This is a genomic window from Streptomyces sp. SN-593, assembly GCF_016756395.1.
Lineage (GTDB): Bacteria > Actinomycetota > Actinomycetes > Streptomycetales > Streptomycetaceae > Actinacidiphila > Actinacidiphila reveromycinica.
Genome location: NZ_AP018365.1, coordinates 529,460 through 551,183, shown reverse-complemented (window position 1 = coordinate 551,183; position 21,724 = coordinate 529,460). Strand labels below are relative to the sequence as shown.

Sequence of the window (21,724 nt, the reverse complement as noted above, 5' to 3'; positions counted from 1 at the left end):
CGGCTACAGCTCCTCGTGTCCCAGGGCGGCGCCGAGCCGGGCCACCAGGTCGCGGGCCGCCTCCGGGATGACCGTGCCCGGCGGGAAGACCGCGGCGGCGCCCGCCTCGTGCAGCGCGGCGACGTCCTGCGGCGGGATGACCCCACCCACCACGATCATGATGTCCTCCCGGCCCTCGGCGGCGAGTTCCTCGCGCAGCGCCGGCACCAGCGTGAGGTGCCCGGCGGCCAGCGACGACACGCCGACGATGTGCACGTCGGCCTCCACCGCCTGGCGTGCCACCTCGGCCGGGGTCTGGAAGAGCGGGCCGACGTCCACGTCGAAGCCCAGGTCGGCGAAGGCGGTGGCGATCACCTTCTGCCCGCGGTCGTGGCCGTCCTGGCCCATCTTCGCGACGAGGATGCGCGGGCGCCGCCCCTCCGCCTTCTCGAAACGTTCGACCAGGTCCCGGGTGCCCTGCACGGTGGGGGACTGGCCGGCCTCGTTGCGGTACACACCCGTGATCGTACGGATCTGGCCGGCGTGCCGCCCGTAGACCTGCTCCAGGGCGTCGGAGATCTCGCCGACGGTCGCCTTCGCGCGGGCCGCGTCCACCGCCAGCGCCAGCAGGTTGCCCTCCAGGTCCGGGCCCGGGGCGCGGCCGGCCGCCTCGCTCAGCGCCCGCAGCGCGGCCTGGCAGGCCGCGTCGTCGCGCTCCTCGCGCAGCCGCCGCAGCTTGGCGACCTGCTGGGCGCGCACCGAGGAGTTGTCCACCTTGAGCACGTCGATCTGCTCGTCGCTGTCCACCCGGTACTTGTTGACGCCGATCACCGGCTGCCGGCCCGAGTCGATCCGCGCCTGCGTGCGCGCGGCAGCCTCCTCCACCCGCAGCTTCGGGATGCCCGCGTCGATCGCCTGCGCCATGCCGCCGGCCGCCTCGACCTCCTGGATGTGCTGCCAGGCGCGCTCGGCCAGGTCGTGGGTGAGCCGCTCGACGTAGGCGCTGCCGCCCCACGGGTCGATCACCCGGGTCGTGCCCGACTCCTGCTGGAGCAGCAGTTGGGTGTTGCGGGCGATCCGCGCGGAGAAGTCCGTCGGCAGCGCGAGCGCCTCGTCGAGCGCGTTGGTGTGCAGGGACTGGGTGTGGCCCTGGGTGGCGGCCATCGCCTCCACGCAGGTGCGGGTGACGTTGTTGAAGACGTCCTGGGCGGTCAGCGACCAGCCCGAGGTCTGCGAATGGGTGCGCAGTGACAGCGACTTGGGGTTCTTCGGGTCGAACTGCCGCACCAGGCGGGCCCACAGCAGGCGCGCCGCGCGCAGCTTGGCGACCTCCATGAAGAAGTTCATCCCGATCGCCCAGAAGAACGACAGCCGCGGCGCGAAGGCGTCCACGTCCAGGCCGGCGGCCCGGCCCGCCCGCAGGTACTCCACGCCGTCGGCGAGGGTGTAGGCCAACTCCAGGTCGGCCGTGGCCCCGGCCTCCTGGATGTGGTAGCCGGAGATGGAGATCGAGTTGTAGCGCGGCATCCTGCGCGAGGTGTACGCGAAGATGTCGGAGATGATCCGCATCGACGGCCGTGGCGGGTAGATGTAGGTGTTGCGGACCATGAACTCCTTGAGGATGTCGTTCTGGATGGTGCCGGCCAGCTTCTCCGGCGGCACCCCCTGCTCCTCGGCGGCCACGATGTAGAGCGCGAGCACCGGCAGCACCGCGCCGTTCATGGTCATCGACACCGTCATGCGGTCCAGCGGGATGCCGTCGAAGAGCTGCCGCATGTCGTAGATCGAGTCGATCGCGACGCCCGCCATGCCGACGTCGCCGGTCACCCGCGGGTGGTCGCTGTCGTAGCCGCGGTGGGTGGGCAGGTCGAAGGCGACCGACAGGCCCTTCTGGCCGGCGGCGAGGTTGCGCCGGTAGAAGGCGTTCGACTCCTCGGCGGTGGAGAAGCCGGCGTACTGGCGGATCGTCCAGGGCTGGTTGACGTACATGGTCGGGTACGGGCCGCGCAGGTAGGGCGCGATGCCCGGGTAGGTGCCCAGCGACGGCAGGCCCTCCAGGTCGGCGCCGGTGTAGAGCGGCTTGACCCCGATGCCCTCGGGGGTCTCCCACACCAGGTCGGCCGCGCCGCCGTCGGCCGCGTCCTTCACCGCCGAGCGCCACTGCTCCACCGTGGCCGCGGGCGCGGCCGGGCCGGCGCCGTCGAGCGGGATCCGCGAGAAGTCCGGGACGGGCGAGGGGCCGGCGGCCGGGGAGGCGGCGGCCGGCGACGGGTCGGGGGCGGGCGCGGAGCCTGGTGCCTGCGCGGAGCCGGGGGTCGATGAGGGGTCGGGGGTCTGCATCACGCCGCCACTCCCGCACGGTCGAGGACGGAGGTCAGGACGGCGACGGCGTCGCAGCCCAGGAAGACGTGGCCGTCGGCGCCGGGGGCCGCCGCGGGCTTGCCCGCCACGCCGGTCCAGCGCGCGCCGGCCGAGCGCAGGGCCGCCACGACCGCCTCGGCCTGCTCGGCGTAGAGCGCGTCGCTGGAGCACACGCAGGCCAGTTGCGCGCCGCTGGCCGCGAACGCCTCGGCGACGCCGGCGGCGTCCACGGTCACCGGGTCGTGTACCGGCTCGATGCCGCCGGCCTGGAACAGGTTCGAGGCGAAGGAGACCCGCCCGGTGTGCACCGCCGGCGGGCCGAGCGCCGCGAGGAAGACCCGTGGGCGCGCGCCGGTGGCCGCGAGGTGCGCGTCGGAGCGGGCGCGCAGTGCTTCGTACGCCTCGTCGCGGCGCACCCGCGGCAGGCCGCCCGAGGGCCCCGCGGCGGCGCCCGGGGCGGTCGGGGCGGTCGGGGCGGTCGGGGCGGTCGGGTCGGTCGGGTCGGGGTCGCGGACGACCGGCCGCTCCGCCAGGTCCGGGAACTCGCTCACACCGGTCACCGGCTCCCGGCGGGTGGCGAGCCTGCGGCTGCGGTCCTGCCAGGTCGCGGCGAGCCGCTCGCCCACCAGGCCCGAGGCCAGCGCCTTGTCCTGGCCGCCGGCCGCCTCCAGCTCCTGGAAGAACTCCCAGGCCCGGTGGGCGAGTTCGTCGGTCAGCCGCTCCACGTACCAGGAGCCGCCGGCCGGGTCGGCGACCTGGCCGAGGTGCGACTCCTCCAGCAGGATCGAGGAGGTGTTGCGGGCGATCCTGCGGGCGAAGGCGTCGGGCAGGCCGAGCGCCTCGTCGAAGGGCAGCACCGTCACCGCGTCGGCGCCCCCCACCCCGGCGCCCATGCAGGCGAGGGTGGTGCGCAGCATGTTCACGTACGGGTCGCGGCGGGTCATCATCACCGTGGAGGTGACGGCGTGCTGCCGCTGCCCGCCCGCCGCCGGGGCACCGGCCGCCTCCGCGACCCTGGCCCAGGTCCGGCGGGCCGCGCGCAGCTTGGCGATGGTGAGGAACTGGTCGGCCGTGGCGGCGTACCGGAACTCCAACTGCCCGCAGGCGGCCGCCACGTCGAGCCCGGCGGCGGTCAGCGCCCGCAGGTACGCCACGCCGGTGGCGAGCGCGACGCCGAGTTCCTGGGCCGCGCTCGCCCCGGCCTCGTGGTACGGCAGCGCGTCCACGGTCAGCGCGCGCAGCCGCGGGTGGCGCTCGGCGGCACGCAGGGCCAGCGCGACGGCGTCGTCGTACGCCGCCGCGTCGCCGGTCCGGGCGGCCAGGCCCAGCGGGTCCGCGCCGAGGTTGCCGGCCGCCTGCCCCGGGTCCACGCCCCGGCGCTCGATCAGCCGCAGCAACTCCTCGGCGGCGGCGCGGGTTTCGGCGCCGGCCTGCACCACCACGGGGGCGAGGTCGAGGTAGACGCCCTCCAGCGCCTGCCCGAGGCCGGCCACCGGCAGACCCGAGCCGCCCACGGACAGCCACACCGAGGTGGCGCCGTTCTCCAGGTCGGCGAGGATCGCCTCGTTGGCCGCCGCGGGGTCCGGCGAGCGGTGCCGCTGGCGGACGTCCCATCCACCGAGCGGCCGGTTGCCGCGCACGTACGGCGGGAAGCCCGGCAGGCCGGGGTCGGGCGCGCCGTCGTCGGCGGTGTAGAGCGGGTGCACCTCGATGCCGTCACCGAGGTCGGTCGACAGGGCGCGCTCGGCCTCCTCGCCGGAGACCTCCCGGCCCGACTTGCGCAGGACGCCCGCCACGAGTTCCTGCCACTGCTCGCGGGTGGCGGGCGGGAACGCGTCGGGCGCAGAGACACCGTCGTCCGGCAGAACTGTCATGGGACAGATGCTAGGCAGAACGCGGGGGCGATGTCTGCACCGCGAGCCGTTCGGTTACCACTCCGTAGAGTGACATCCGGCACGTCGGACCGCCCGGACCGCCGCGCCGGCCCGCCGCCCGGCCGCCATCGCCGCAGGTGGCCCGGCCGCGTGCCCGGACGCCCGGTGGGAGCCCCGGGCGGGGGCCGCGTCGGGCACCGCCGGCGGCCGAGTGGATCAGTGGGGGTTTTCCAGGGCGGGCAGGGCCTCGATCACGGAGCGCAGGTGCGCGCGCATGGCGGCCTCGGCCGCCGGAGGATCCCCGGCGCACACCGCGTCGATGACGGCGAGGTGCTGGGGCAGGGAGGTCTGGGGGCGGCCGGGCTGCATGGCCAGCCGGAACTGGCGGCGGACGTTCTGGCCGTGCAGGCGCTCCAGGACCGCGCGGGCGGTCTGCTGGCCGCTCATCTCCAGCACCCTGCCGTGCAGCCGGCGGTTGAGGTCGGAGTAGCCGAGGACGTCCCCGGACGCCACGGCCGCCTTCATGCGGGCGCCGAGGTCGAGCAGCGCCGCGCGGTCGTCCTCGGTGACGTGTTCCGCGGCCTTCGCCGCGCACAGGCCCTCCAGGGCCATCCGGACCTCGGTGATCTCCACGGCCTCGTCGAGCGAGACCGCGCGCACCCGGGCGCCGCGGTTCTGGATGCGCTCGACCAGCCCCTCGGTGGCGAGCTGGGCGAGGGCGTTCCTGACGCTCGCCCGGCTCGCGCCGAACCGCTCGGACAGCTCGGCCTCCACGAGGCGCTGATGGGGGGCGAAGTCCCCGCCGGTGATGGCCGCGCGGATGGTGTCGGCGACCTGCGGTCCGGACGGGTGCGCCGCTGCGGCCGTCCTCGCGGTCACAGCCATGGCCGGTCCCCCTGTCCCTGCATTGGCGACAATATTGTTCTCCACATCGTAACGGCCTCGGCGGGCCGACGCGTGCAGGCCGGCCCGGGGTGTCGGGTCCCGGGTGGCGGCGGTTCCGGGTGGGTGCGGGCCGGAAAGGCGTGCTCGGGCGGCGGTCCCGGGTGCGGCCGGTCCGGGCGGCGGGCGCGGGGCGGGCGGCGGGCTCAGGACGCGCGGGGGAACACGCGGCCGTCGAAGAGCTTGCGCGCGGTGCGCACCAGGCGGGAGCGGCGCACCCGCGGCGGCGTCCGACCGGTGTCCAGCTCGACCTGGACGTCCAGCCGGCCGCTCGGGTGCTCGATCCCCATGGCCGCGCCCGGGCCCGGCAGTTCGGCGAGGTCGTGCCCGACGGCGCCCGGGAGCAGCAGCGCGGTCGCCACCGTGACGGCGCCGAGTACGCCGATCGACTCGTGCGGGCGCACCGGGATGAAGGTGCGGGTGCCGACGGCTCCGCCGTGCCGCGGCGGCGCGACCAGGGTGGTCTTGGGCACGGGCGCCGCCGTGACGTCGCCGAGCCCCATGAGGCGGCCGGCCGCGATCCGCAACGACTGCACGCGTGCGGCCAGTTCGGCGTCGGCGGCCAGTTCCGCGGCCGTCTCGTCACCGGTGATGCCGAGGTCGCGGGCCGCGGCGACCACCACGGGCATGCCGTTGTCCAGACAGGTGACCTCGATGCCGTCGACGACGTCGCGGACGGCGCCGGTGGGCAGCAGGGCGCCGCAGGTGGCGCCCTCGGTGTCGGCGAAGTCCAGCAGGACCTCGGCGGCCGTGCCGGGGACGCCGCTGATCGCGGTGTCGCCGTCGTAGCGGACCGTGCCGCCGGGCGTGGCGAACTCGGCGGTGGCCAGGCCGCCGGAGTTGAGCATGCGCACCCGCACCCGTGTCCGGTCGGCCCCGGGGGCGACCAGGCCGCGCTCCACCGCGAACGGCCCGACCCCGGCGAGGATGTTGCCGCAGTTCTGCGCGGCGGAGACGGTGGCGTCCTCCACGCCGACCTGGAGGAAGAGGTAGTCCACGTCCGCGCCGGGGTCGGACGAGCGGGAGACGACCGCGACCTTGCTGGTCAGCGGGTGGGCGCCGCCGACGCCGTCGATCTGCCGGGGGTCGGGGCTGCCCATCACCCGCAGCAGCAGCGCGTCGCGCTCGGCCGGGTCGGCGGGCAGGTCACCGGCGAGGAAGTAGGCGCCCTTGGAGGTCCCGCCGCGCATCAGCATGCACGGCAGTCCGGCGGCGGATGGGGGGAGCATGGGCGCCTCGCCTTCACGGTCGGGGCGGGCCGGGGCCGGCGCGCCCGCGGGAGCCGGCCCCGGCGGGCGGCGCCGTACTGTCCGGCACCGGCCCGCGGACCAGCGGTTCCGCCGCGACTCTACGACCCCCCCGATAGATCGTCAACAATTTTCGTCACAACTCTTGCGCCAAAATCCGCGCCAGTCTACCTTCCGTGCACGCGGCGAACCCGCCCGGTCCGGCGCCCCCCTCGGGAGGTGGGCGCCCGGCCCCCTGCGAGCGAGCGAAGGACGCGATGACAACAGCGACAGGGAAAGACCCCTCCGCGCACGGCGGGGGCGCACTGAAGGCCGGAACGGTTGTCGCGGCGCTCTTCGCCGTGTGCCTGGCCCAGATCGGCCTGGCCATGCCGGCCACCCTCAACGGCACCTTCCAGGAGGTCTTCGAGCCGACCAGTTCCCAGCTCACCTGGATCTCCGACTGCTCCCTGCTGCCGATCACCGTGCTCGAACTGACCTGCGGGGTGCTGGGCGACCTCTTCGGCCGCAAGCGCCTGCTGCTGGGCGGCGCCGTGATGCTCGCGGTCGGCGAGGCGGTGTCGGCCGCCGCCCACGGCATCGGCGTGATGTGGACCGGCCAGATCATCGCCGGCATCGGCTGCGCCGCGCTCTTCCCCACCACCCTGGCCATGCTCGTGGCCGGCGAGCGCAGCCCCGCGCGGCGCGCGCGGATGATCGCGCTGTGGGCCGCGGTCCTGTCCACCGGCAACTTCCTCGCGCCGCTGCTCGGCGGCATCACCGCCACCTACCTGCAATGGCGGTGGGCCTTCACCATCGTCGTGGTGCTCGCCCTCGGCGACGCGGTGATCACCCACCTGTCCGCGCAGGACTCCCGCTCGCCCGCCGGCCGCTCGCTCGATCCGCTCGGGCAGACCACGGTCGGACTCGGCCTGTGCGCGCTGCTGTTCGGCGTCATCCAGGGCGCCTCGGACGGCTGGGGCAGCGCCACCGTGGTCGGCGCGTTCGTGCTGTCGGCCGTGTGCATCGCGGCGTTCGTCGCGGTGGAGCTGCGGGTGCGCAACCCGCTGCTGCGGCTGGACCTGTTCCGCTCCCGCAACTTCGCGCTGGCCTCCGCCGTCACCGTGGTGGGCATGTTCGCCTTCCTCGGTACCGCGTACGCGATCAGCCTGCGGATGGGCCCGATCCAGGGGCAGAGCTCGATGCGCACCGCGGTGGCGTTCCTGCTGCTGAGCGGGCTCACCATCTTCCTGCTGCCGCTCACCCACCGGCTCATGGGCGCGCTGGAGCCGCGCTGGGTACTGGGCCTGGGCTTCCTGCTCATGGCGGTCGGCGACTTCCTCGCCGGCCGGATGCCGATCACGGACAGCGCGCTGCCCTCCCTGATCGTCCCGATGGGGCTGGTCGGCGTCGGGTTCAGCTTCGCGGTGTCCGCGGTGACCGCGACCGCCGTCGAGACGGTGCCGCACAGTCTGGCCGGCATGGCCAGCGCCACCACCAGCATGCTGCGCGACTTCGGCTTCACCCTCGGTCCCGCGGTGATCGGCGCGATCGCCACCGCGAACGCCGTCCACCACTTCGGCGGCACGCTGGCCTCCTCCACGCTCGGCGCCGCCGACCAGGAGAAGGCGCACGCCATCCTCTCCTCCGGCGGCCCGGTGGCGGTGCTGCACGCCGACCCGTCCGCGTCCGGCCTCGCCTTCAAGGCCCTCGGGCACGCCTACGCGGTCGGGTTCGAGGTCTGCGCGGCCGCCGCGCTGGTCTGCTGCCTGGTGACGGTGCTGCTGCTGCGCTCCGCGCAGCGGTCCGAGGCCCCGGCCCTGGCCGAACCGGCCCGGCCCGCGGCCATCTGAGGCCGTCCGGCGCCGACACGGGCGCCGGCCGGCGCGGGCCCTCGCGGACCGGCGCGGCCAGGTGAGGCCCCGCGGCCCGGCCGCCGTGACGGGAGGTACGGCGGCCGGGCGCGGGGCTGCGCCCCGGTGGGACCGGGACGCGGACCGAGGGGGCGGTCAGGGGAGGTAGGCGTCCGTCCAGTCGTCGGCGGTGACCTCCGCCGTCTGCGGCAGCGCGTCGAGGGAGTTGATGAACGCCAGGGCGGTCTTCCAGCCCTCGGCGGACATCGAGCCCCTGGCCGGCCAGTCGACCAGTCGCAGGCTGGACTCCAGGACATCCGCGGGCACCCCGGGCAGCGCCTTGCGCGCCACGGCCCGCACGGTCGGCGAGTCGAGGTGGGCGTTCATGTACGCGGTCGCCTGCTGCACCGCGGTCGCGAACTTCCGTGCGGTGCCCGCGTGCTGGCTCAGGTAGCTCTTGCGCGCCACCACCACCTCGCTGTACCCGGTGCGGGCGTTCGACCAGGCCGGCACCTTGGTGGCGTCCGCCACGACCACCCCGTCGCCCTCCTGCTGGATCTGCAGCGGGGCCGGTTCGGAGGTGGTGAACCAGTCGATCTGGTGGCTCTTGAGCGCGGCCTTGTCGGCGGCCGGGGTCGGCAGCGAGACCCACTTCACCGCGTCCTTGGCGACGCCGTACGACGTGAGGAACAGGCCGGTCTCGGCCTTGGTGTTGTTGGAACTGGCGCCGCCAGTGGAGCCGGCCAGCGCCTTGGCGACCTGGGCGGCCGGGGTGGCGGCGGTCAGGCCGTGCCGCTTCGCGAAGTCGGTGCTCACGATCAGCCCCAGCGGGTTGCCGACGCCGTCGGCGGCGATCGCGGTCACCGGGACGTTCTTCGCGACGGCGGACACGAAGTCGGTGGGGCTGTCGTTGAGGAACTGCACCGAGCCCGACTGGAGCGCCGAGATGCCGGTCGAGGCGTTCAGCGTCACGAACTTGACCTTCAGGCCCTGCCGGGCGAAGTAGCCGTTCGCGTCGGCGAGCCGGATGGGCAGCTCGAAGATGTTGCTGCCGACGCCCACCGTGACGGTGCCGTCCGACCCGGGGTCGCCGGCGCCGCACGCGGTCAGCAGCGCCGCGCCCAGCGCGGTCGCGGCGAGCACGGCGACCGCGCGGCTGCGTCCGTACGGGTGCGGCACCGCTGAGCGCGCGCGGCGGCCGGCGGTGCCGGGGAGACGCGGGCCGTGGGGGGCGGACGAGGTGTGCTGTCTCATGGGAACTCCTGTCACCGTGCCGTGCGGGTGGATGGGGACGCGTCCGGGGAGGGCGCGGGCGGCACGCGGGCCGCCGCGGTCCGCGGGCACGTCGCGGCACGCCTCCGCGGTGCCCGCCGGCGCCGTGTCCCGCGGTGGTCGTGCCCGCCGGGTGCCGTGCTGCCGGCGGTCGATCGGGGGGCCTCGCCGGTCAGGCGGGCACGGCGTCGGGTCGCGGGTTCCGCTCGGCGGCGCGCAGGGTGTTGGCCAGGAGCATGGCGGTGGTCATCGGGCCGACGCCGCCGGGCACGGGGGTGATCCGTCCGGCGACGCCGCCGAGTTCGTCGGTGCGGGCGTCGCCCCGCAGGCCCTCGGGGGTGCGGTGGATGCCGACGTCGACGACGGTGGCGCCGGGTTTGACGTGCTCGGGGCCGATGAGGCCGCGCACCCCGGTGGCGGCCACCACGACGTCGGCGGGCCGGGTGACGGCGCCGAGGTCGGCGGTGTGCTCGTGGGCGACGGTGACGGTGGCGCCGCGGTGCAGCAGAAGCTGGGCCAGCGGGCGGCCGACCAGCCCGCCCCAGCCCACGACCGCGACGTGCGCGCCCCTGATCGCGACGCCCTCCGCGTCGAGCAGCTTCACGATCCCGATCGGGGTGCAGGGCCGCAGCCCGCGCGCCCCGCGGGCGAGGAGGCCGGCGCTGCCGGTGGTGAGGCCGTCGACGTCCTTGGCGACCGGGATGCGGTCGATCAGGTCGGCCGCCGAGAGGTGGGGCGGCAGCGGGAGTTGGAGCAGGATGCCGGAGGCGGCCGGATCGGCCGCGAAACCGTCGACGACCGCGGCGACCTGCCGCTGCGGGGTGTCCGCCGGCAGGTGCCGGTGCAGGTCGCGCATGCCGGCCTCGCGCACGGCCCGGCGCTGGGCGGCGACGTAGACGGCACTGGCCGGATCGTCGCCGACGAGGATCGTGGCCAGGCCCGGCACGGTGCCGGCGGCGGTCAGTCGCGCGACCTCCGCCGCGACCCTGGCCCGGACGGCGCGGGCGGTCCTGGTGCCGTCGATGGTGATGGTCATGGGCGAACCCGCTTTCTGCCGGCGGGCGTCGGGCCCGGGCGTAGGGCGTGGTGCGGGGAGGGCGGCCGGCCGCCGGGGTGCGCCGGCGGTGCCGGACACGGAGGCGCGGGTGCGGTGGTCGGGGGTAGGGGTGGTGGTTGGTGGGGGTGTCAGGTGAAGACGATGGTGTGGTTGCCGTTGCGGATGACGCGGTCCTCGGCGTGCCAGAGGACGGCGCGGGAGAGGACGGCGCGTTCGACGTCGGCGCCGCGGCGGGCGAGGTCGGCGGTGGTGTCGGCGTGGGTGACGCGGACGACGTCCTGTTCGATGATGGGGCCTTCGTCGAGGTCTTCGGTGACGTAGTGGGCGGTGGCGCCGATGAGTTTGACGCCGCGTTCCTTGGCTTTGGCGTAGGGGCCGGCGCCGATGAAGGCGGGGAGGAAGGAGTGGTGGATGTTGATGATGGGGACGTCGAGGCGGGTGATGAGGTCGGCGGAGAGGATCTGCATGTAGCGGGCGAGGACGACGAAGTCGACGTTGTCCTTGAGGAGGCGGAGGTGTTCGGTTTCGGCGGCGGTCTTGTCGGGTCCGGCGGAGGGGACGTGGAAGAAGGGGATGCCGAAGGAGCGGACCTCGTCGGCGACGTCGGGGTGGTTGGAGACGACCATGGCGAGGGTGACGGGGAGTTGTCCCTGGCGGTGGCGCCAGAGCAGGTCGAGCAGGCAGTGGTCGGACTTGGAGGCGAAGACCGCGACCCGTTTGGGCACCGACATGTCCCGCAGCGTGTAGTCGAGGGTGTAGGTGCGGGCCAGGCCGTCCAGCGCGGACCTGATGCCGGGCAGCGCGGCCCGCAGGTCGGCCATGGTGAACACGGCGCGCTGGAAGAACGTGCCCTGCCGCGGGTCGTCGGCGTACTGGTCGAGCGCCACGATGTTGGCGCCTCGCCCGCTGAGCAGCGAGGTGACGGCGGCCACGATGCCGGTGGCGTCGGCGCCCTTGACGATCAGGACGGCGGGGTGCGCCGGGGCGCCGGGCGCCGCCCCGGCCCGGCGGTCCGGCACACCCCGCGGGGTGGGGGCGGAGGCCGCCCGTTCTGCCGTCGCCCGTTCTGCCGTCGCCCCGCCCCGTACCGCGGTCACGCGCCCGCCTCCGTCCTGAAGCCGGCGACCCACTCGGCGGTCGCCCCCAGCCCGCCGAAGGTGTAGAAGTGCACCTTCACCTCGCCGTGCCGCTCCGGCCGCAGGCCCGCGGCGAGGGCGCGCAGGAACCGGTCGGGTCCGGCGGTGCCCATCAGGTGGGTGATCGACAGGCCGTACTTCCGGGCGATCGACGTGCTGGTGCCGACGCCGAAGCGCGCCGCGTACGCCAGCAGGCGCCGCACCCCGGCCGGGCCGGGCACCCCGACGCGGACGGGAAGGGCGACACCGCGGTCGCGGGCCTCCTCGATCCAGCCGAGCACGGCCTCGGCGTCGAAGCCGAACTGCGTGACGACACCGCCGGCCAGCCCCTGCGCGGCCAGCGCGTCGGACTTCGCCGTGAGCGCCGACCACAGCACGTGGTCGGGGATGGCGGGATGGCCCTCGGGATAGCCCGTGACGGCGGCGTGCCGGACCCCGTACCGCGGCAGCAGCCCGGAGCCGACGAGCGACAGGGCGTCGGGGTAGGGGCCCTCGGGCACGGCCGGGTCGCCGCCGACCAGCAGGACGTCCTCGCACGCGCCCTCCGCGCGCAGGGCGCCGAGGTACTCCTCGAACGCGCCCCGCGAGGGCAGCCGCCGCGCGGACAGGTGCGGCACGGGCACGAACCCCAGCCGCCGGACCGCCCGCGCCGCGGCCACCCGCGTCGCCAGGTCCTCGCTGCCGAGGAAGGTGACGTGGATCCGGGTCCCCCGGGGGATGCCGGCGGCCGCCTCCTCCAGGCCGGCGACGTCCTTGCCGGTCATCTCCAGGGAGAAGTCCTCCAGCAGCGATGCGGCCGCCCGCGGTGTGCCCACCGCCGCGGCCGGCGAACTGCCAAGACGCATGATGCTCCTCGTGAAAGTGGCGGGCGGCCTGGGGCCGGCCGGGGACCGGGTCACGCCTGTGCGGCGGCGCGGTACTTCGTGCGCGCGAACCGGTCCAGGGGCGCGGACTCCACGGTGGCGCGGACCTCCACCTGGTCGTGCGGCTCCACCGTCGGCTTGGCCGAGCAGGGGCTCTCGCCCCACAGCACCCGGACCTCCGTGCCCGGCCGCGCGAACTCCTCGTCCACCACGGCCAGCGACACCACCGCCTGGTCGCGCACCACGTAGCCGCAGTCCATCGAGATGCCCGCCTGCCGGTCGCCGGCCAGCACCGCGTCCATCTGGAACTGGCCGTACCGCGCCTTGGGGATGTCGAAGTACTTGTACGTGGGGCCGGGCGTCCACAGCGACGAGAACAGCCGGGCCGCGTCGTCGGGGTGCCAGACCAGCGTCACCTTGTGCCGGTGCGGCAGCTCGGCGCGGGCCCGCAGCGCGTCGCGGCCGACGAAGTCGTGGTCGAACTTCACCAGTCGGCCGTAGCCGAGGTCGTACGGCGTGACGTAGTAGTCGGTGATGTCCTTCGAGGCCATGCTGCCGCCCAGCGACCCCGCGCTCGTGGCCGGCAGCCACGCCCGGTACGCGGCGAGGTCGTCGCCGGTGAAGATCGCCGGCAGCGGCCCGGGAATCCAGCCGGACTCCAGGTTGGCGGTGGAGTAGGCCACCGAGCCGACCCGCTTGATGCCGAACTCCTCACCGGCCCGCAGGATCGCGTCGTAGACCTCGGCGCCCTCCTCCCACGGCCCGAAGAGCTCGAACCCGACCTGCCCGGCCATGCCGTGCCGCACCGCGCGGGCGCGGTGGCCGGCGATGGACAGGGTGGCCATGCCGAAGAACCGGACGTCGGGGATCGGCTGCCCGGTCAGCTTCTCCACCAGCGGGCCGGCCGACGGGCCCTGGACCTCGAACCGGTAGAGCCTGGGCGGGCGGCCGCCGCGCTGGACGGACTGCGGGTCGCGGTCGAGGGTCACGTCCCAGTCGCCGCTGCGCGCGTTGAACTCCACCCAGTCGATGACGGTCCGCCGGCCGACCAGGTCCACGGAGGTGTCGCCGAGGCCGAAGAGCACGGCGTCACCGATGTAGTGGCCGTCGCCGTTCACGGCCACGAACTGCTTGGCCTTGTCGTTGCCGAACCCGGCGAAGCTGTTCACCCCGAGGTGTTCGAGCAGCCGCACGGTGTCCGGGCCCTCGATGAACAGGTCGGTCATGTGGTGGGACTGGTCCATCAGCGCGCAGGAGGTGTGCCACGCCAGCGCCTCCTCCCGCCAGTTGGTGAACTCGCGCGGCACGAAGCCCAGGCCGTGCGAGAACGCCCTGATGGGCTGGTCGCGGATCAGGTCGACGGCGTTCCCCACGCGGTCGATCGCTGCCTGGAGACTCTCGGGTATCGCCTTGTCCACGTCGTGCCTTCCGTCGGGGAGGGGGAGGGGAGGGGCCGGAAAAGGCCCGGAGGGGGCCGCCGTTGCGGCGCCGGAAACACGGTCGCACCGCGGCACCGGTCCACACACGGGCCCCGAACCCAAAGCCGGGCGCCCGCTCTTTGTGGTCGGGCACAGTGCCGCCCCGCGGACCCCCGGCGGCCGCACCCCGCCCCGTACACCGGCCGCGCACCGCCCGCGTCGCACCAGGCCACGGCCCGCGGGGGCCGTGGTAGCGTCGCTGGCCCCGGCGCCCAGGACGGCCGGGCGGCACGCGGATCGAGGAGGCTTCGACGTGGCAGCACCCCCGCCTCCGCCCGCGCCCCGGGACCGGAACCCGCGCCGGGACCCCCGCACCCGATGACCGCCGCAGCGAACGAGTTCGCCGACCTGCGCCACGTGATGGCGCTGTGCGGCGAACTCTCCGGCCTGGCGGCCACCGACTGCGACCTCGAACAGATCGTCGCCGTGGTCGCCGGCCGGGTCGGCGTGTGGGCCGCGGTCGTCGACGACTCACTGGCGGTGCTCGCCGCGGCCGCCGGCCGGGCCGGCGCGCAGCGCCTCGCGGGAGTGCTGGACAGCGACCCCGACGCCGTCGCGCAACTCGTCGCCGCCGCCTCCCGCATGCGCCGCGCCCTGTCGCTGCCGGCCGCGGGCGCGTCGGCGGTGTCGCTCGTGGTGGCCCCCATCCTCGTGGGCGACGACGCGGTGGCCCACCTGGTGACGGCCGGCCACGACGCCGACGAGACCGGCGAGGACGCCCGGATCATGGTGACCGAACACGCGGCCATGGTCTGCGCGGTCGTCCTGGGCCGCCGCCGGGTCGTGGCGATCGCCGCCGGGCGGGCCCGCCGCGAACTGTTCGACGGGCTGGTGCTCGTGGGCGACCGCACCGAGAGCGCCGACGTCGAGGGGTGGGCGCGCCACCTGGGCATCGAACCCGACCAGCGGCACCGGGTGCTGGTCGCCGCGGTGCGCGCGCCCGCCGGCGCCCCCGCGACCCCCGCCACCGCCACGACCCCCGCCCCCGCCACCACGGCGACCACCGCCGCCGTCGACCTGGTCGAGCACATGATCGCCACGCGCTGGCCGGCCGCCACGGTGGTCAACCGCGACGCCGAGGTGGTCGCCCTCGTACCGGGCGACGACGACGAGGGCCTGGCCCGCCGGCTCACCGCGCTGGCCGGGATCTGCCGCGACGCGGTCGCCGCGCGCTTCCCCGAGGTCCGGCTGCTCGCCGGTCTGGGGGACCCGCACACCGGCGCGGGGCGGATCAGCACGTCGTACACTGAGGCGCGCCGCGCCGTCGACATCGGCAGCGTGATGCCGGGGCTGTCCGGGGTGACCGTGTTCTCCGAACTCGGAGTGCACCGCCTGCTGGCCCAGGTGCGCGATCCCGGTGAGCTGGGCGGCTTCGCCCGTGACGTGCTGGGGGAACTCATCGACCACGACCGGGACAACGGCACCGACTACTGCGCCACGCTCACCGCCTACTTCCGGCAGAACGGCAGCCTGCGCCGCGCGGCCGACCTGCTGCACACCCACCCCAACACGGTGGTCTACCGCATCCACCGGGCCGAGAAGATCAGCAGGCTCGACCTCGGCTCCTACTCCGACCGGCTGGCGGCCCAGGTGGCCCTGGAGATCGTCAACGGACTGGGAGGTGACGTGTGAGGGACGTCCTGGCCACGAGCGGAGCCCCCCTCCTGGGCGCGTACGTCGTGCCGGAGGCCGGGGACCGGGAGTCCGCGGCCGGTGCCGCCGCCGCGGTGCGCGCCGCCGGCGCCGACCTCATCGTGACCGCCACCTCCGGGCCGGAGCACTCGCGGTACACCAGCACCAACCAGTCGATCGACCTCGCCGCCGCCTGCCAGAAGCACACCGGCGGACCCGCCCTGGCCACGGTGACCACCTGGAGCCGGACCGTCATGGCCCTCCAGGCGCACCTGCTGGGCGGGCACGCACGCGGTGTCACCCGCCTGGTGTGCGGGAACGGCAGCGCGCCGGGCAGCGGTGACCGCGCGCAGGCGGACGGGCGCTGGGCGGTCGACGCCGTCGGGCTGATCGAGCTGCTGCGGGGGCTCAACGAGGGCGTCGACCGCTACGGCCTGCGGCTGGACACGCCCACGCACTTCGACATCGGGGTGCGGCTGAGGGCGGTGCCCACCCTCACCGCCGCGGACCGCGGCCGTATCCGCAGCCGGATCGGCGCGGGCGCGCACTTCGTCGTGACCAGTCCGGTCTACACCCGGCGCGCCCTGGACGCGCTGCTCGACCTGGTCGACGGCGCGGTACCGGTGCTCGCCACGGTGCACCCGCTGCGCTCCCTCGCGGAGGCCCGGCAGTTGCGGAGCGAACTGCCGGCCGGCTGCGTGCCGGACGACCTGGTCAACCGGTTGGAACGGGCCGGCGACGGGGCCGCCGAGGAGGGCGGCCGGATCGCCGTCGAACTCGCCGCGTGCCTCGCGGAGTCCACGCGGGGGATCATCCTGTCCCGCGCGGACCGGCCGGAGTTCGTCGCCGGCGTCCGGGCCGTGCTGCCCCGCCCGGTCGCCGGCTGAGCCCCGCCCCCTCCGGCGGGGCGCGCCGGGGTCCGCGGGGCGCCCCGCCGGCGGTCGGCCGGTCCGCGGTCAGCCGGTCGGGTCCGGCCACCAGGAGCGGTGGAACGGGTCGTCCGGGGTGATCGAGCCGCGGGCCACCGGTCGTGAGGTCGCCGCCGACTTGTACAGGGCGGTGACGAACTCGGTGGTGCGGCGCGCGTCGGCGGTGGTGTGCCGGGGTGGTTCGCCGCGCCGCATCCGGTCCACGAGGTCGGCGAGCTGGGGCGCCTGGTGCGCGGGCACGTCGGCGCCGATGACGTCCCAGCCGGCGGCCGGCGGGTGGTCCGGGGCGGCGGTGGCGGCGGTCGCCGGGATCGCGAGGGCCGCGCCCGCGACGATCGCGGCGTTCCGGCCGTAGGCGAGCAGCTTGCGCCGGCTGACGGCGGGGGTGCGGGGCGCGGGTGGGGTCGGTGCGGGTTCCTGCTCGCTCATGTAAGGGGCCCTTCGTCCTGGGATTCGTCGTGGGCAGCGGCACCGCGGGCCATGGGGGACGGGGCAGGAGCGGACATGCCCCGGGGGCCGGCCGGACGTCGATCGAGTGACCGTTCACTTGACGCGACGCCAAGCTAGGTGCCCCGGTGCGCGGCGTCAATGGATTCGACCTCTTCCGTTGTCGCCGACGCGCGTCTAGGATGTGTCACATTGTCATGTGAACGGTCACTGAGAATCGAGGTCCCGCGTGTCCGACCGGCCGACCCTGCGGACCGTCGCCGCGGAGGCGGGCGTCTCCCACCAGACGGTCTCCCGGGTGATCAACGGCGACCCCACGGTCACCGAGCCGATCCGGGACCGGGTGCTGTCCGCGATGCGCGCGCTGGGCTACCGGCCCAGCGCCGGCGCCCGCGCCCTGGCAAGCGGCCGCACCGAGGTGGTGGGCGTCGTGCTGCCGCACAACCCGGGCTTCGCCTTCTCCAACGACCACCTGATCCGCCTGGTGCAGGGCGCCGACCAGGAACTCACCACACGGGGCTACGGCCTGCTGCTGTCCACCCGCGAGGTGCCCGACGACCCGGCGTCGGCCTACCGCCGCTTCGTGCAGCGCCGCCAGGTGGACGGCCTGCTGGTGGAGGCCGGCGCCGGGGGCGACTCGCTCAGGGCGCTGCGCACCGCGGACTACCCGACCGTGGTGATCGGCTACACCGCCGAGGACTTCACCTGCGTGCACCCCGACGACGAGGGCGGCGCCTACGCGGTGGCCCAGCACCTGCTGGCCCTCGGGCACCGCCGGATCGCGGTGATCGACGGTCCGCCGGAGAGCCGGCTGGCGATGTCCGCGCGGATGCGCGGGCTGCGCCGCGCCTTCGCCGACGCCCGCCGCGAGGTGCCGACCGACCTGCTCGAACAGGGCGACTTCACCGCCGGTTCCGGTTACGCGGCCGCGGAGCGCCTGCTCGCCCGCGCCGACCCGCCCACGGCGGTCTTCGCCTTCAACGACGGCATGGCGCTGGGAGCGCAGCGCCGGCTGCGCGAGCGGGGCCGGGACATGCCCGGCGAGGTGTCGGTGGCCGGTTTCGACGACACCGAGGCCGCGGACCTCGTCGACCCCTCGCTGACCAGCGTCAGCCTGCACAGCGTGGACGTCGGGCGGCGCGCCGCGCAGATCCTGCTCGACCTGCTCGACGGACGCCCTCCGGCACAGCGGGAGAACATCATGCCGAGCACGCTCAAGGTCCGCGCGTCCACCGCCCCGCCGGCCGCCGGCTGAGCCCCCGCCCACCGCACCGGCCGGGCCCGGACCACCGCACCGGCCGGCTCCCCGCCCGCCCCGCACCGGGCCCGGACCCCGCGCGCCGCCGGCCGCGTCCACGCCCGGACCCCGCCCAGCGGCCCGGTGGCCCCGCCCCCGTCCCCGCCTCCGTCCCGCCCCGTCCCCCGCCCCTGCTCACGCGGCCCGGCCGCACCGCCCCGGCCCGGCGCGTCCGGCCCGCCCCGCCCCGTACCGAAGCGAACCGCACCACCCCGGAAAGGACCGTCGTACCGATGGACCACGCCCAGATCCCGAGCGACCGCCCGAGCGACCGCCCGAGCGACCGCCCGGACGACTGCGCCTACGTCGAGGACGTCTCGCCCGGCAGCGGCCGGCTGCGGCCGCGCGCGTCGTTCGCCTCCGACGCGCCCGAGCTGCCCCTCGACGGCCGCTGGAGCTTCCGGCTCGCCGCGGGCCTGCACGACCTGACCCCGGGCTTCGAGGACCCCTCCTTCACGCCCGCCGCCGCCGACGGCTGGACCGGCATCGCGGTGCCCTCCTGCTGGCAGATGGACGGCGTGCCCGGCCCCGGCCGCTTCGGCGCCCCCGCCTACACCAACGTGACGTTCCCGATCCCGGTCGACCCGCCGCGGGTGCCCGACGAGAACCCCACCGGTGAGTACCGCCGCGTGTTCGAGGTCGAGGAGGGCTTCCCCGGCGCCGCGGCGGCGGTGCTGCGCTTCGAGGGCGTGGACTCCTGCTTCGCGGTCTGGCTCAACGGGCGGCCGCTCGGCGACGGCAAGGGCAGCCGGCTGCCGACCGAGTTCGACGTCACCGACGCGCTGCGCCCGGGCCGCAACGTGCTGGCCCTGCGCGTGCACCAGTGGTCCTCGGCGACCTACCTGGAGGACCAGGACATGTGGTGGCTGTCCGGCGTCTTCCGCTCGGTGCGGCTGCTGGCCCGTCCGGCCGGCGGCGTCGACGACTTCTTCGTGCACGCCGACTACGACCACCGCACGGGCGAGGGCACCCTGCGGATCGACGTCGGGGGCGGCGCCCGGCTCAGTGTGCCCGAACTCGGCCTCACCGACGCCGATCCCGCCGGGCCCCACCTCGTGCCCGGTGTCGAGCCCTGGAGCGCCGAACGCCCGCGGCTGTACGCGGCCGAACTCGCCACCGCCACCGAGCGGGTGCCGCTGCGCATCGGGTTCCGCCGGATCGCCGTCGAGGACGGCGTGCTGACCGCCAACGGCTCCCCGCTGCTGTTCAGCGGGGTCAACCGGCACGAGTGGGACCCGGTCACCGGCCGGACCCTGACCCGCGAGACCATGCTCGCCGACGTGCTGCTGATGAAGCGGCACCACGTCAACGCCGTGCGGACCAGCCACTACCCGCCCGAGTCCGCCTTCCTCGACCTGTGCGACGAGTACGGCCTGTGGGTCGTGGACGAGTGCGACCTGGAGACCCACGGCTTCGCGGAGAACGGCTGGCGCCGCAACCCGAGCGACGACCCGGCGTGGCGCCCGGCGCTGCTGGACCGTGCCGAGCGGATGGTCGAGCGGGACAAGAACCACCCCAGCGTGGTCGTCTGGTCGCTCGGCAACGAGTCCGGCGTCGGCGGGAACCTGCGGGCCATGGCCGAGTGGATACGCGAGCGCGACCCGGACAGGCTGATCCACTACGAGGGCGACTGGGACGACTGCGCCTACACCGACCTGTACTCGGCGATGTACGCGGACTACCCGGTGGTCGCGGCGATCGGCGCGGGCCAGGAGCCGCGCACCGGCGACCCGGCCAACGACGCCCGCCGCCGGGCGATGCCGTTCATGCTCTGCGAGTACGCCCACGGGATGGGCAACGGCCCCGGCGGACTGCGCCAGTACCAGGAGCTGTTCGAGCTCCATCCGCGGCTGGCCGGCGGCTTCGTGTGGGAGTGGATCGACCACGGCATCGCCCAGCGCGCCCCCGACGGCACCCTGTACCACGCCTACGGCGGGGACTTCGGCGAGCCGGTGCACGACGGCAACTTCGTCGCCGACGGCCTGCTGCTGCCCGACCGCACCCCCTCGCCGGGCCTGCTGGAGTACGCGAAGGTCATCGAACCGGTCCGGATCACCGCCCGCGCCGACGGCGGCGGCATCGAGGTCCGCAACCTCCACCACACCCGCGACACCGGCTACCTGCGGTGGACCTGGCTGCTCGAAGCGGACGGCGAGCGGGCCGGGGAGGGCGACTGGGAGGTGGAGGTCACCGCTGCCGGCGCCACCGGCCGGGCCGACTGGCCCGAGGCGCTGCTCAAGGCGCTGGACGCGGCGGGTCCGGGCGAGCGCTGGCTGACGGTGAGCGCGCGGCTGTCCGCGGCCGAACCGTGGGCCGACGCCGGCCACACCGTGGCCTGGGCCCAACTCGCCCCGCGGCTTGGGGAGGAGTCAGGCCCCGGGGAGGCGGGCGCCGGACTCCCGCACCCCGCACCGCGTTTCGCGGCGCCCGCGGACGGCGCCACGACCGCCGTGGTGCGCCGGCGCGGCAGCACCGTCACCCTGGGCGCGGGCGAGTTCGACACCGTCACCGGCACCCTGGTCCGCCTCGGCGGCCTGGACCTCGACGGTCCGCGGGTCGACCTGTGGCGGGCCCCGATCGACAACGAGCGCCGCTCGCCGCTGCTGGAGGCGTGGCAGCGGGCCGGGCTGCACCGGCTGCGGCACAAGGTGCTGGACATCCGCACCGGCGAGGGCACCCTCACGGTGCGCACGAGACTCGCTCCGGCCGGCCTGGACCACGCGCTGCTCGCCGACTACCACTGGAGCACCGGTCCCAGCGGCCGGCTCGTGCTCACCCTGGACACCGCGCCGACCGCTCCGTGGCCGGTCCCGCTGCCGCGGCTCGGGGTCGCGCTGACCCTGCCCGGCGCGCTCGACCGGGTGAGCTGGTTCGGCCTCGGCCCCGGCGAGGCGTACCGGGACAGCGAGGAGGCCGTCCGGGTGGGGCGGTACGCGAGCACCGTCGCGGCGATGCAGACGCCGTACGTGTTCCCGCAGGAGAACGGCAACCGGCGGCATGTGCGCCGGGCCCGCCTGACCGCGGACGGCGGGGTCGGCGGGGTCGGCGGCAGCGGCGGGGCGGACAGGCCGGCCGGGTCGGCCGGACGGGCCGTACCGGGCCTGGAGATCACCGGCGACCCGTGGTTCGACCTGACCGTGAAGCCGTGGTCCACCGAGCACCTGGAGGCCGCCGCGCACACCGCCGACCTGCGGCCGGACGGCCGGACGCACCTCAACCTGGACCTGGAGCACCACGGCCTGGGCAGTGCCTCCTGCGGCCACGCCCTCCAGCCGCGACACGAACTGGCCGCCCTCCCGGCCCGTTTGACGCTCGCCTTCGCCACGCTCGGAACGGAGGCGGACGGGGCGTAGAGTGACCGCGCCGCACCCGGCGGAT

At 75.4% G+C, this 21,724-nt stretch carries 15 protein-coding genes; 5 read left to right on the top strand and 10 right to left on the bottom strand.

Features of this window, described 5'->3' with window-relative positions; genetic code table 11:
* Positions 1-3: 3 nt before the first annotated feature.
* The 4 genes from scpA to RVR_RS02325 all read right to left on the bottom strand — a co-directional run bounded on the left by scpA (position 4) and on the right by RVR_RS02325 (position 6,385).
* On the bottom strand, positions 4-2,319 hold the full coding sequence (gene scpA, locus RVR_RS02340) for a methylmalonyl-CoA mutase (RefSeq protein ID WP_237405207.1): 2,316 nt from the start codon (positions 2,317-2,319) through the stop codon (positions 4-6).
* Complete coding sequence (locus RVR_RS02335) at positions 2,319-4,214, bottom strand: methylmalonyl-CoA mutase subunit beta (protein WP_202232186.1); 1,896 nt, start codon at positions 4,212-4,214, stop codon at positions 2,319-2,321. Before RVR_RS02335 ends, scpA begins: the two co-directional genes overlap by 1 nt.
* A gap of 216 nt (positions 4,215-4,430) precedes the next feature.
* Positions 4,431-5,099 carry a GntR family transcriptional regulator gene (locus RVR_RS02330; RefSeq protein WP_202232185.1) on the bottom strand — a complete coding sequence of 223 codons (669 nt, stop codon included), beginning with the start codon at positions 5,097-5,099 and terminating at the stop codon, positions 4,431-4,433.
* 203 nt (positions 5,100-5,302) lie between these two features.
* Positions 5,303-6,385 (bottom strand): 4-oxalomesaconate tautomerase, encoded by a 1,083-nt coding sequence (locus RVR_RS02325; RefSeq protein ID WP_202232184.1) that lies wholly within the window; start codon positions 6,383-6,385, stop codon positions 5,303-5,305.
* 275 nt (positions 6,386-6,660) lie between these two features.
* Here RVR_RS02325 and RVR_RS02320 point away from each other — a divergent pair, with 275 nt between their 5' ends.
* Positions 6,661-8,235: an MFS transporter gene (locus tag RVR_RS02320; protein WP_202232183.1), complete on the top strand. Its 1,575-nt coding sequence runs from the start codon at positions 6,661-6,663 to the stop codon at positions 8,233-8,235.
* Between the two features lie 156 nt (positions 8,236-8,391).
* On the opposite strand, the gene RVR_RS02315 is transcribed toward RVR_RS02320, so the two are convergent.
* The 5 genes from RVR_RS02315 to RVR_RS02295 all read right to left on the bottom strand — a co-directional run bounded on the left by RVR_RS02315 (position 8,392) and on the right by RVR_RS02295 (position 13,981).
* Complete coding sequence (locus tag RVR_RS02315; RefSeq protein ID WP_202232182.1) at positions 8,392-9,489, bottom strand: ABC transporter substrate-binding protein; 1,098 nt, start codon at positions 9,487-9,489, stop codon at positions 8,392-8,394.
* A gap of 190 nt (positions 9,490-9,679) precedes the next feature.
* Complete coding sequence (locus tag RVR_RS02310; protein WP_202232181.1) at positions 9,680-10,543, bottom strand: bifunctional 5,10-methylenetetrahydrofolate dehydrogenase/5,10-methenyltetrahydrofolate cyclohydrolase; 864 nt, start codon at positions 10,541-10,543, stop codon at positions 9,680-9,682.
* A gap of 149 nt (positions 10,544-10,692) precedes the next feature.
* On the bottom strand, positions 10,693-11,583 hold the full coding sequence (purU, locus tag RVR_RS02305) for a formyltetrahydrofolate deformylase (RefSeq protein ID WP_202238328.1): 891 nt from the start codon (positions 11,581-11,583) through the stop codon (positions 10,693-10,695).
* Positions 11,584-11,657: 74 nt separating this feature from the next.
* The gene (locus tag RVR_RS02300) at positions 11,658-12,545 is read right to left on the bottom strand and encodes a methylenetetrahydrofolate reductase (protein WP_202232180.1); all 888 of its coding nucleotides are present in this window, start codon (positions 12,543-12,545) and stop codon (positions 11,658-11,660) included.
* Positions 12,546-12,595: 50 nt separating this feature from the next.
* A complete protein-coding gene (locus RVR_RS02295) occupies positions 12,596-13,981 on the bottom strand; it encodes an aminomethyl transferase family protein (protein WP_202232179.1) in 1,386 nt (461 codons plus the stop codon).
* Between the two features lie 378 nt (positions 13,982-14,359).
* Here RVR_RS02295 and RVR_RS02290 point away from each other — a divergent pair, with 378 nt between their 5' ends.
* Both RVR_RS02290 and RVR_RS02285 read left to right on the top strand, forming a co-directional pair.
* Entirely contained in the window at positions 14,360-15,673 is a 1,314-nt protein-coding gene (locus RVR_RS02290; protein WP_202232178.1) for a PucR family transcriptional regulator, read from the top strand.
* Positions 15,670-16,560, top strand: a complete 891-nt coding sequence (locus tag RVR_RS02285) for a methylenetetrahydrofolate reductase (RefSeq protein WP_202232177.1) — start codon at positions 15,670-15,672, stop codon at positions 16,558-16,560. Before RVR_RS02290 ends, RVR_RS02285 begins: the two co-directional genes overlap by 4 nt.
* Before the next feature lie 69 nt (positions 16,561-16,629).
* Here RVR_RS02285 and RVR_RS02280 read toward each other — a convergent pair whose 3' ends face one another.
* Positions 16,630-17,031, bottom strand: a complete 402-nt coding sequence (locus tag RVR_RS02280; RefSeq protein WP_202232176.1) for a hypothetical protein — start codon at positions 17,029-17,031, stop codon at positions 16,630-16,632.
* A 247-nt stretch (positions 17,032-17,278) separates the two neighbouring features.
* On the opposite strand from RVR_RS02280, the gene RVR_RS02275 reads away from it, so the two are divergent.
* Together RVR_RS02275 and RVR_RS02270 are read left to right on the top strand one after the other, a co-directional pair.
* Entirely contained in the window at positions 17,279-18,304 is a 1,026-nt protein-coding gene (locus RVR_RS02275) for a LacI family DNA-binding transcriptional regulator (RefSeq protein WP_202232175.1), read from the top strand.
* Positions 18,305-18,579: 275 nt separating this feature from the next.
* Positions 18,580-21,699, top strand: coding sequence for a glycoside hydrolase family 2 TIM barrel-domain containing protein (locus RVR_RS02270; protein WP_202232174.1), 3,120 nt, complete (start codon positions 18,580-18,582; stop codon positions 21,697-21,699).
* Positions 21,700-21,724: the final 25 nt, after the last annotated feature.

What these genes read in the sequence shown, in the direction of transcription:
- RVR_RS02335 (WP_202232186.1), bottom strand. Translation starts at nt 4,214, where the DNA reads ATGACAGTTCTGCCGGACGACGGTGTCTCTGCGCCCGACGCGTTCCCG.
- RVR_RS02315 (WP_202232182.1), bottom strand. Translation starts at nt 9,489, where the DNA reads ATGAGACAGCACACCTCGTCCGCCCCCCACGGCCCGCGTCTCCCCGGC.
- scpA (WP_237405207.1), bottom strand. Translation starts at nt 2,319, where the DNA reads ATGCAGACCCCCGACCCCTCATCGACCCCCGGCTCCGCGCAGGCACCA.
- RVR_RS02300 (WP_202232180.1), bottom strand. Translation starts at nt 12,545, where the DNA reads ATGCGTCTTGGCAGTTCGCCGGCCGCGGCGGTGGGCACACCGCGGGCG.
- RVR_RS02325 (WP_202232184.1), bottom strand. Translation starts at nt 6,385, where the DNA reads ATGCTCCCCCCATCCGCCGCCGGACTGCCGTGCATGCTGATGCGCGGC.
- RVR_RS02320 (WP_202232183.1), top strand. Translation starts at nt 6,661, where the DNA reads ATGACAACAGCGACAGGGAAAGACCCCTCCGCGCACGGCGGGGGCGCA.
- RVR_RS02280 (WP_202232176.1), bottom strand. Translation starts at nt 17,031, where the DNA reads ATGAGCGAGCAGGAACCCGCACCGACCCCACCCGCGCCCCGCACCCCC.
- RVR_RS02310 (WP_202232181.1), bottom strand. Translation starts at nt 10,543, where the DNA reads ATGACCATCACCATCGACGGCACCAGGACCGCCCGCGCCGTCCGGGCC.
- RVR_RS02330 (WP_202232185.1), bottom strand. Translation starts at nt 5,099, where the DNA reads ATGGCTGTGACCGCGAGGACGGCCGCAGCGGCGCACCCGTCCGGACCG.
- RVR_RS02290 (WP_202232178.1), top strand. Translation starts at nt 14,360, where the DNA reads ATGACCGCCGCAGCGAACGAGTTCGCCGACCTGCGCCACGTGATGGCG.
- RVR_RS02270 (WP_202232174.1), top strand. Translation starts at nt 18,580, where the DNA reads ATGGACCACGCCCAGATCCCGAGCGACCGCCCGAGCGACCGCCCGAGC.